Annotated in this window: 3 protein-coding genes and 2 pseudogenes; 4 read left to right on the forward strand and 1 reads right to left on the reverse strand. The window is 65.9% G+C overall.

What is annotated here, in order from left to right; translation table 11 throughout:
* The 3 genes and pseudogenes from WBV89_RS08870 to WBV89_RS08880 form a co-directional block, all read left to right on the forward strand.
* A pseudogene (locus tag WBV89_RS08870) lies at nucleotides 1–201 on the forward strand (sulfotransferase); the annotation flags it as partial.
* Nucleotides 202–258: 57 nt separating this feature from the next.
* Nucleotides 259–747 (forward strand): hypothetical protein, encoded by a 489-nt coding sequence (locus WBV89_RS08875; RefSeq protein WP_423980977.1) that lies wholly within the window; start codon nucleotides 259–261, stop codon nucleotides 745–747.
* Nucleotides 680–934 (forward strand): glycosyltransferase, encoded by a 255-nt coding sequence (locus tag WBV89_RS08880; RefSeq protein ID WP_423980979.1) that lies wholly within the window; start codon nucleotides 680–682, stop codon nucleotides 932–934. Before WBV89_RS08875 ends, WBV89_RS08880 begins: the two co-directional genes overlap by 68 nt.
* A gap of 138 nt (nucleotides 935–1,072) precedes the next feature.
* Here the strand turns inward: WBV89_RS08880 and galE are convergent, their stop codons facing one another.
* Nucleotides 1,073–2,080, reverse strand: a complete 1,008-nt coding sequence (gene galE, locus WBV89_RS08885; protein WP_423980978.1) for a UDP-glucose 4-epimerase GalE — start codon at nucleotides 2,078–2,080, stop codon at nucleotides 1,073–1,075.
* A gap of 113 nt (nucleotides 2,081–2,193) precedes the next feature.
* On the opposite strand from galE, the pseudogene WBV89_RS08890 reads away from it, so the two are divergent.
* Nucleotides 2,194–2,914: pseudogene (locus WBV89_RS08890) on the forward strand (hypothetical protein); the annotation flags it as partial.

Here is a 2,914-nt window from a genome sequence, read left to right on the forward strand (position 1 = left end):
GTCATCGAGCGGCTGGCCACCGAGCTCGGCTTCTCGGTCGTCAACGACATCTCCGAGTTTCAGGATCGCCAGTACCAGCCTTTGGGCGACCGATCGATCGCCCCGGAAGCCTTCTTCGGCGTCGAGAACCTGGCCCGGTTGGAACGTCGCTGTGCGGCCCTGATGCCTTCATTCGGCTACGAGCCGTCGGGGACGATCTGAATCGCATGACGCCGCCGCAGCGCGCGCACATCATCGCCGGGGTGGTTCTCGCCTGTGATGTGCTCTGTGGCAGAGACAGCCGTGCTTGGCTACCCGCTCCTCGGCGCTTCCGATATCCTGGAACGGTTGTGTACCGCGGTCGCGGAACAGCGCCCTTTCAGCCTGATCAGGATCGGTGACGGCGAGGCAGTCGTCTTGTCGTACGGCGACGACATGTGGCTTCAGGACATCGCCCATGTGCACGGGCACTGGGGCCACGAGCGGGTGACGCTCGGCGACGTCGCGGTCGTGCAGGACGACCTCGAATCAGCGATCAGCGGGGCTCGTCGCGTTGCGCTGGCGCACCGGTCGCTGTCTCGTCTCTCGCTCTCGGACCACCAGGTGTGCTGCAGCGCTTGGATTCATTGGGAGCTGCTCAGAAGCGTACGGGAAGAATTGGGATGCGTTCCCCGAAGCGGCTTTCGTCCGCGACGACTACATCGCGAACCGAGATCTTCCCGCTGCCGATCGGTCCGCCTCGGTTGTCGTCGCCGTCACCGGACTTGACACCATCTTCGGTGATGCCGTGCCCACCTATTCCACCGCCGACGAGCTCGAGAGCCAGATTCGCGTGCTTCTCTCGGATGCACCTCTCCGGCGTCGACTGGCGGCGGCGGGGCGAGAAATCGTGCTGGCTCAACACACACTGGACCACCGCGCTGCGCAGTGGCTGTCGCTCCTCGACGCGGTCTGATCGCCCGAAGCTGCTCGGAGAGAGTCCCGTGTCGTGGTGCAGCCACTCCGGGCTCGGGTTGGTTGAACCGATGTGAGATGTGTGGAAACCGTGATCGGCGACCACCGGAAGCAGGCATCGGGCGGTGTGGCGGCGAAGTCAGCCGGCTCGGTGGCGCCGAACTTCGCTCCGGTGCCACGCGTACGCGGTCTGGACGATCTCACGGAGTCCGTGCGCCGCCCGCCACCCGAGCAGGGTTTCGGCCAACCCGGGATCGGCAAATGTCGCGACGGGGTCTCCAGCGCGGCGCGGAGCGATTTCGTAGGGAACAGACTCGCCAGCGACCTCGGCGGTTGCTTTCAACACGTCGAGGACCGATGAACCGACACCCGTACCGACGTTCAGAGCCACCGTCCGGCCGCCACGACCGAGGTAGTCGAGCGCCTTGACGTGGGCATCGGCGAGGTCGGCGACGTGGATGTAGTCGCGAATACACGTTCCATCGGGAGTCTCGTAGTCGTCTCCGAAGACCTTCAGTCGGCGGTCGCGCAGCAGCAGCGCCTTCATGGCAAGCGGGACGAGGTTCTGCGAGTGGGTCCAGTCCTCGCCGATGCGCCCGTCGAAGCTGGCGCCGGCGGCATTGAAGTAGCGCAGGCTCACCGACCGCAGACCGCTCGTCTGTCCGTACCAGTACAGGATTCGTTCGACCATCGCCTTCGATTCCGCGTAGACGGACTCAGGGTGGATCGGGGCGTCCTCGGTCACGGGAACGACGGCAGGTGTGCCATTGACCGAGCAGGAGGACGAGAAGACGATGTCATGGACACCGGATGCGAGACATGCTTCGACCAGATCGACGCTCCCGGCGACGTTGTTCCTCCAATACTTCGCGGGGACCTCCATCGACTCCCCGACGGCCTTGTAGGCAGCGAAGTGAATCATCTGCGTGACGTTGTGTTCATGGCATGTCGAGGTCACGAGATCTCGGTCGTGGATGTCACCGACGACGAGTGGAGCGTCGATGACCGCCTCGCGACGCCCGAGTTCGAGTGAATCGAGCACGACGACCTCGCGACCGGCCTCGCGAAGACTGCGTACGGTGTGGGATCCGATGTAGCCGGCACCGCCCGTGACGAGCACGGTTCCGTCGATCGAGTTCATACCCATCGCCCAGAACCTACCGTGGGCCCACGAGGGTGGACATGTGCCGTGGTGTCCCGATCCGGCGTCAGCTGCTCGACCACCGGGCGCATCCGGCGACTGAGTAGCGTGGCGGGTCGATGGCACGGCAACCCGGTACAGCGCAGGACGATGCAGCGGTGACGACGCTCGACGTGCTGGTCATCGCCGAGCTCAGGTTTTCGGGTGGTACGTCGACCAGCCTCGTCGAGGAGTTGCGTGCGGCTCGAGCCGCGGGATACGAGGTCGGCGTGCTCCACGTCGCCAGCCCCCGCCTCGGGCCCGCTGGCGTCATTCACCCGGGCCTTCGCCGCCTGCTCGACGACGGTGTTGCCCATCTCGTCCTTCCGGGCGAAGCGGTACGCGCTCCGTTGACGATCGTCAAACACCCCATGGTGTTCGCGGTTTCGCTCGGCGCAGCGTTGCCGGTGGACACCGACAGGATCATCGTCACCGTGGGTCAGGTGCCGGCGGACGCGGCCGAGGTCTACTACGACCCGCAACAGGTGGACTCCCACATCGTCGAGGCTCTCGGTGTCCGTCCGAGCTGGGCGCCCGTCACCGCCACAGTCCGCGCGACCTTGCACGGCGTCGATGTGGCCGACACGGACTGGATGGAGATCATCGACGTCGATTGGTGGCGCCGCCCGGAGCAGGAACTGGCGGATGTGGCTGAGGGAGGGACCGAACTCGACGATCGGCTCGTCATCGGACGCCACAGCCGCCCCCACCGGCTGAAGTGGCCGGGCGACGCGGCGGTGCTCCGCGCGGTCTATCCGACTGATGGGAGCGTGCGCGTGCGCGTGCTCGGCGGCGCCGATG

The sequence above is a fragment of the Ilumatobacter sp. genome, assembly GCF_049588435.1.
GTDB lineage: Bacteria > Actinomycetota > Acidimicrobiia > Acidimicrobiales > Ilumatobacteraceae > Ilumatobacter_A.

Excerpts from the sequence above, each read along its gene's own strand:
- WBV89_RS08875 (WP_423980977.1), top strand. The coding sequence starts at position 259 with ATGTGCTCTGTGGCAGAGACAGCCGTGCTTGGCTACCCGCTCCTCGGC.
- galE (WP_423980978.1), bottom strand. The coding sequence starts at position 2,080 with ATGGGTATGAACTCGATCGACGGAACCGTGCTCGTCACGGGCGGTGCC.